The organism is Salinisphaera sp. PC39 (assembly GCF_040361335.1).
Classification (GTDB): domain Bacteria; phylum Pseudomonadota; class Gammaproteobacteria; order Nevskiales; family Salinisphaeraceae; genus APNM01.
In genome coordinates, this window is sequence record NZ_APNM01000029.1 from 1 (window position 1) to 6,437 (window position 6,437).

Annotated in this window: 7 protein-coding genes; 2 read left to right on the top strand and 5 right to left on the bottom strand. The window is 67.5% G+C overall.

Going from position 1 to position 6,437, the window contains the following annotated elements; genetic code table 11:
• The first annotated feature begins 155 nt into the window (after positions 1-155).
• Together PC39_RS16515 and PC39_RS16520 are read left to right on the top strand one after the other, a co-directional pair.
• Positions 156-1,055: an AAA family ATPase gene (locus PC39_RS16515; RefSeq protein ID WP_353254517.1), complete on the top strand. Its 900-nt coding sequence runs from the start codon at positions 156-158 to the stop codon at positions 1,053-1,055.
• 365 nt (positions 1,056-1,420) lie between these two features.
• Positions 1,421-2,581 (top strand): vWA domain-containing protein, encoded by a 1,161-nt coding sequence (locus PC39_RS16520; protein ID WP_353254518.1) that lies wholly within the window; start codon positions 1,421-1,423, stop codon positions 2,579-2,581.
• Positions 2,582-2,753: 172 nt separating this feature from the next.
• On the opposite strand, the gene PC39_RS16525 is transcribed toward PC39_RS16520, so the two are convergent.
• The 5 genes from PC39_RS16525 to PC39_RS16545 all read right to left on the bottom strand — a co-directional run bounded on the left by PC39_RS16525 (position 2,754) and on the right by PC39_RS16545 (position 6,181).
• On the bottom strand, positions 2,754-3,548 hold the full coding sequence (locus PC39_RS16525) for an SDR family NAD(P)-dependent oxidoreductase (protein ID WP_353254519.1): 795 nt from the start codon (positions 3,546-3,548) through the stop codon (positions 2,754-2,756).
• An 84-nt stretch (positions 3,549-3,632) separates the two neighbouring features.
• Positions 3,633-3,863 (bottom strand): hypothetical protein, encoded by a 231-nt coding sequence (locus tag PC39_RS16530; RefSeq protein ID WP_353254520.1) that lies wholly within the window; start codon positions 3,861-3,863, stop codon positions 3,633-3,635.
• Between the two features lie 240 nt (positions 3,864-4,103).
• A complete protein-coding gene (locus tag PC39_RS16535; RefSeq protein WP_353254521.1) occupies positions 4,104-4,316 on the bottom strand; it encodes an addiction module protein in 213 nt (70 codons plus the stop codon).
• A gap of 43 nt (positions 4,317-4,359) precedes the next feature.
• A complete protein-coding gene (locus tag PC39_RS16540) occupies positions 4,360-5,784 on the bottom strand; it encodes an adenosine deaminase family protein (RefSeq protein ID WP_353254522.1) in 1,425 nt (474 codons plus the stop codon).
• A gap of 211 nt (positions 5,785-5,995) precedes the next feature.
• Complete coding sequence (locus PC39_RS16545; protein WP_353254523.1) at positions 5,996-6,181, bottom strand: hypothetical protein; 186 nt, start codon at positions 6,179-6,181, stop codon at positions 5,996-5,998.
• Between the last annotated feature and the right edge of the window lie 256 nt (positions 6,182-6,437).

The following is a 6,437-nucleotide window of genomic DNA, read 5'->3' on the forward strand; positions in this document are numbered from 1 at the left end:
CTCACCCCGACCCTCTCCCCCGCACGCGGGGGAGAGGGGGTCTTTTCCTGGCCGGGTCGGTAGGTCGCCCACCCTCTCCCCCGCAAGCGAGGGAGAGGGGGCATGACATGACGCCCCTGGCCCCGACCGCCCCCATTCCGTAAGCTCCCCGCACCATGACCCGTAAGCGAACCCAGACCGAAAGCGTCCCGCTGTCCGGCCCGGAGGCCGTCGCCGAGCGCCTGGCCGACCAGGACTACGTCGCCGACGACGGTATCGTGACCTCGGTCTACCTGGCCGCGGCCCTGAACAAACCGCTGCTGGTCGAGGGGCCCGCCGGCGTGGGCAAGACCGAGATCGCCAAGAGCCTGGCGGCCACCCTGGACACCGAGCTGATCCGCCTGCAGTGCTACGAAGGCCTGGACGCGGCCCAGGCCCTGTACGAATGGAACTACCCGCGCCAGCTCCTGGAGATCCGGCTGCAGGAAAGCGGCGGCGGCAGCGCCGCGGACAAGGCCGCGCGCATCTTCGGCGAGGACTTCCTGCTGGAGCGCCCGCTGCTCAAGGCGATCCGGGCCGAACGCCCGCCGGTGCTGCTGATCGACGAGCTGGACCGCGCCGACGAGGCCTTCGAGAGCTTCCTGCTGGAGATCCTCTCGGACTGGCAGGTGAGCATCCCCGAACTGGGCACCCTGCGGGCCGCGCACCCGCCGCACGTGGTGATCACCGGCAACCGCACCCGGCCGCTGGCCGAGGCCACCCGCCGGCGCTGCCTGTACCTCTGGATCGGCTACCCCGACCCGGCCAAGGAACGCGAGATCGTCACCCGCAAGCTGCCGGAGATCGACGCCGACCTCGCCACCGCCATCTGCGATTACCTGGCGAAGGTCCGCGCCGAGCGCCTGGGCAAGACCCCGGGCGTGTCCGAGACCCTGGACTGGGCCCGCGCCCTGGTCGCCCTGGGCGAGACCGACCTGCACGGCGACCGCGTGCCCGACACCCTGGGCGCCCTGTTCAAGGACCCGCGCGACCTGGAACAGATGCGCGCGCGTCTTGCCGAATTCCTGGAACACTGACCACAGAGGCACAGAGAACACAGAGATAGAGAGATTCATGTCCCGTGCCTGCTGCTTCCCCCTCCCCCTGGGCGGAGGGTCGTGCTCCGGACCTGCTGCTTCCTCCCTCTCTCTGGGCGGAGGGTCGTGCCCCGGACCTGCTGCTTCTCGCCTCTCCCTGGGCGGAGAGTCGTGCTCCGGACCTGCTGCTCCCCCTCTCCCCCTTGGGGGAGAGGGTCAGGGTGAGGGAGTTTCCGAAAAAGATCCCCTCATTTACGGGGCAAGTCCAGGGAGAAAGAACCTGCCTATCGCAACCCAGGCACGGGGATTTACGGACGCCGCCATGCATGCTTTAAATCCCGAATCCTTGTGCCCTCTGTGCCTCTGTGGTTAAAACCGAACCGGAACAATCTCTCGACTGGGCGCTCTCGCCGCACGTCGTCGGCTTCGTCGCCGCGCTGCGCGAAGCCGGCCTGGCCGTGGGCACCGGCGAGACCGAGGACGCCCTGCGCGCGCTGACCCGGATCGCCCCGGCCCGCGAGCGCGAATTCCGGCTGGCCCTGCGCGCCACCCTGGCCAAGACCCCCGAGGCGCAGACCGTCTTCGACCGCGAGTTCGCCCGTTACTGGCGGCGGCGCCCGCCGCAACAGGCCGCGGCGACGGAGGCGGACGTCGAGGACGAGGACGGCGACGAGGCCGAGGTCGCCGGCGACGCGGCCCCGACCACGACGCCCGACGCCGGCGAGCCGGAGCCGGGCGACGAGGATGCCGAGAGCAGCGGCGCGGGCACCGCGCGGCGCCTGATGCGGCGCGACTTCGCCGCGCTCGACCCCGACGAGGTCGCGGCCATGCGCGAGCTTATCGCCCTGATCGGGCGCCGCCTGGCGGCCCGGGTCTCCCGCCGCTGGCGGGCGGGCACCACCGGCACCGTGGACATGCGCCGCAGCCTGCGCGCCGCCCTGGCCCGCGGCGGCGAGCTGGTCGAGCTCAAGCGTCGCGTGCGTCGGCGCCAGAGACTGTCCCTGGTGGTGCTGGCCGACGTCAGCCACTCGATGGACGCCTACGCCCGCTTCTTCCTCGCTTTCGTGATCGCCTTCCAGGACGTGTTCCGGCGCATCGAGAGCTTCACCTTCAGTACCCGGCTGTCGCGGGTCACCGACGCCCTGACCCGCGGCGATCCCGGCCGCGCCCTGGCCGCGCTGCCGGAGGCGGTGGCCGACTGGGCCGGCGGCACCCGCATCGCGGGCAGCCTGGAGACCCTGCTGGCCGAACACGAGGCCCTGCTCGGCCGCGACACCGTGGTGTTGGTGCTCAGCGACGGCTGGGACACCGACCCGGAGGCGGCCCTCGCCGACGCCCTGCACCGGTTGCGCCGGCGCAGCCGCGCCCTGATCTGGCTGGATCCCCTGCTCGGCCACCCGCGCTACTTCGACAGCGGGCCGCGCGTGCACCGAGACAGCCCGGACGTCGACATCTGCCTGCCCGGCCGCGACCTCGCCAGCCTGACCTCGCTCGCCGACGAGCTGGAGCGCCTGCGCCCGCGCTGACGGGCATGTGAATACGCCACCGAGCAAAGGCAGATCGTAGTTCCCTCTCCCCGCCGGGGAGAGGGTCAGGGTGAGGGGGGACAACAACAGCGCGGCCCGCCGCGCTACCCTGATCCCGACCTTCTCCCCCGAGGGGAGAAGGAGACACATCGCCGGTCCCGGACGTCAGAACCTATTCCACCGGCACCTGCATCGGCGGCGCCCAGTGCGCCGTCATGCCGCCGGCCACCACATGCGGCATGCCGGTGATGTAGCCGGACTCGTCCGAGGCCAGGAAGCCGACCATGCGGGCGATGTCCTCCGGCGTGCCGTAGCGGCCCATCGGGATCGCCTCGGTGAACTCGGCGCGCACGCTGTCGGGATCGTCCGGCGCCAGGGAGTCGCCGACATGCTGCATCATCGCGGTATCGGTGACGCCGGGGTTCACGGCGTTCACGCGGATGTTGTGGCGGGCATACTCCAGCGCGGCCGTGCGCACCATGCCCATCACCGCGTGCTTGGCCGCCGTGTAGGCGATGGTGAAGCCGCAGGCCTGCAAGCCCTGGACCGACGAGGTGCATATGATCGAACCGCCGCCGCCGGCCATCATCGCCCGGATCGAGTGCTTGAGGCCGAAGAACACGCCGTTGGTGTTGATCGCCATCACCCGCTCGAACATGGCGTTCGAATACTCGTGCGTCGGGGTCAGGTCGCCGGCGATGCCGGCGTTCAGGAAGGCGACATCCAGCCGCCCGAACCGCTCCAGCGCCGTGTCCACCAATGTCGCGCTGGTCGCTTCCTCGGCCACGTCGCCGGCCAGCGTCACCACGCGCCCCTCCGGCAACTCCGAGGCCAGCGCCGCCAGCGGCTCCGCATCCTTGTCCGAGGCCACCACCGTCGCCCCGCGCGCCACGAACAGCTTCACGGTCGCCGCGCCGATACCGCGCGCCGCCCCCGTCACGATCGCAATCCTGCCTTCGAGTGACATCCCGTGCTCCTCAATGAAAGTACTGCCGGCACGCTAGCAACGACAGAGAGGCGGAGCGCCACCCGTAGGGAGGGAACGGCCAGGTCAGCTCATTAGCAACAACCCCAACGCCGAGAACCCGGCAAGCAACAGACCCGCCGCCAACGCCAGCCAGCGCCAATGGCGCCACCAGCGGGCGCGCCGCCCCTGGCGCCGCAGCCGGTCCACCTCGGCCTCGGGCAGCACATCCAGATCCCAGTGGGTCGTGTGCCGTTCCTTGACCTCGTCCACGTGGACGCGGGTCTTCTTCCGGTTCTTGTCGTCGGTGTCACTCATCGATCGCTCACGAGCCAAACGTCCCAGCTTACTGGAAACGCGGGATAGGCCGTGACGGATGCCGTCCACCGTGTGTCGCGGCATGCACCGTGACGATTTCCCCGATAAAGCGATACGAGAGAATCAACAATCGCGGGGCATGCACCTCTTCATCCCCTCTGCCCCTTGGGGGAGAGTATGCACCTCTTCGTCCCCTCTCCCCCTTGGGGGAGAGGGCTAGGGTGAGGGGGTCAAGAAATATCACTCCCCGAGTCGCGCCCTGACCCGAGACAGCGGCGACTCATCGCCGGGATGCCGTGCCGCATCGGTTAACCGGGCGTCGACAAGCGCCCTCTCGTCCTCGGTCACGGGAATGTCGGCGTGCGAGAGCGTATCCCACAACGCGCCGATCAACTCCAGCCGTTCGGCGGGGCTGAGGTTCGCGGCTTGGTCGAAAAGCGATCGATCGATCATGCCCTGAGAATACCGCAACCACTCCCGGCGCCCAACAATCCCGTCAATGAGCTTCGGACCCCGTCCGATACGCCGACAACGGCGGCATCACGCCTTGGCGCAGCAAAGCCGCCCGGTCCGCCTCGAAGGCGCGGAAGCGCCGCTCCAGATCCCACTGGCGCCGGGCCCGCGCGTTATCGTTCAGAAAGTCTTGGCACGCGGTCGACGACGGCTCGCCGCAGACCGCCACACGCTCACCCGCCTCGATATCCCGCCACAGGCTCCGGCCCGGCAGGAAGGACACCTCCAGCGACCGCCGCGCCAAACGCTTCACGTCGGCATAGTCCAGGTCGTAGGTCTCGACGGCGCGCACGTACTCCCGGGTGAGATCGGTGCGGAGAATGCCTTCGTCGTCGGTGGACAGCACCACCGGCACGCCGTAGCGCCGGTAGGTCGGAAACGGATGCTCGCGGCCGGACACGCCCAGCAGCATCGCATTGCTGGTCAGGTTGATCTCCACCGCGACCCCGTCGCGGGCCATGGCCCGCAGCAGCCGCTCCGGCTCCTCCTCGTAGGCGATATCCACCCCATGGCCGATGCGTTCCGCCCTGGCGAGTTCGATCGCCTGCCGCACATGCCCGGACAAGTCGCCCGGCGGCACCTGCCCCAACGTCAGCTCCCCGGCATGCAGGGTCACGCGCACCGCCGGGTGCCGCGCGGCGATGCGCCCCACCATCGCCATCTGCTCGCGGTAGCGGGCCAGCACCCCGGCATCGTCCTCCGGCGCGACCAGGTTCACCGCCACTACCCGCGGATCGGCCTCGGCGACGGCGAAGGCCACCATCACCTGGGCCAACACCTCGGCCGGCGGCGCCGTGCGATGCACCTCCGCGATATAACGCACGGACACCGGGCAATCGCCCGCCGGCCCCAGCCGGCAATCCAGGCGCCGCCCGGCCACCTCCTCCATCCGATCCACCCGCCGCCGCGCCTCGGCCACAATCTCGTCCAGTCCGTGCCGCCGCAGCGCCGCCTCGCTCTCGGGCCCGGCATCGGCCAGTTCCAGCTCCCGCGCCAACACCTTGGCCCGATCCAGCCCCAGGCCCAGGATCAGCTCCAGATGGCTCACCTCCTGACGGGCATTGCGCTCGACCACCTCGGCCAGCATCCGCCCGTACCGCCGCCCGCTGACCGCCGCGATCCGCCCGAACACCCCGAAGAAATGATCGTGCCGCGCCCCCGCATCCGGCATCGCCGCGGCCGCCCGCAACGACCAGGCATCCACCAGTTCGCCCCGGCTGACGAGCCCCTCCTCCAATGCCCGCCGCAACGCCGGCGACCCATCACAAGGCGGCGCCGAAAGAAACGCCGACTCCGGATCGATACACAACCCATCCGCCAACGCCCAATCGACATACCGCTCCGGATACACCGCCCCGCTCAGATGCGTATGCAGATCGGCCCCCTTGGGCATGGCCTGGAGGAACATGCGGAGGTCGGGCGGGTGATTGCTTACGGCCTCGAAGATTCGGGCCGTGGTGGTGGCATTATCTGTTTCGGGGGAGGAGGAAGGGGAGTGGGGGAATGCGGTGCAGCCAGCGGCCAACAAGACACAGCCAGCCAGCGCTATGAGCCGGTGGAGTCGTGTCATCCTCCAAACACCACGCCGTCTGTGCTATGTCAGCGTAACAGGAGTCACATCAGTGGTTTCCTGTTGACGCAATAGTTATACCTTTGCTCTCAATAACCGTTTTCAGCATTGCTGAATACTCAGCTTTCACCCCAATCATTTCTTCAATTTGACGCCAGAGAAGTTTCTTTAGTACCGAATTTTTTTGAGACAAAAAACGCTCAATCAGATTGCTAAACTCCTCTAGCTTTTCCACTTTACGCTCTACTAGATTTTGTCGCTTAAGGTTATTTAATTCCAGTATTCGTATAGTAACCTCAGCACGGTTGTTAGCACATTTCCAGAATACTAAAGGACCCTGGTGATCAAGCAATCCTTCAACGTCATCCCTATATGGGTCTAGAAACTCATTACCTTCTTCATAATAATCATTTTTTCTTCTATTGCATTCTCTGCAAGCAATTCACTAGTGTCCGGTTAAATTATCGAACAAATTCAATTGGTTATTGATT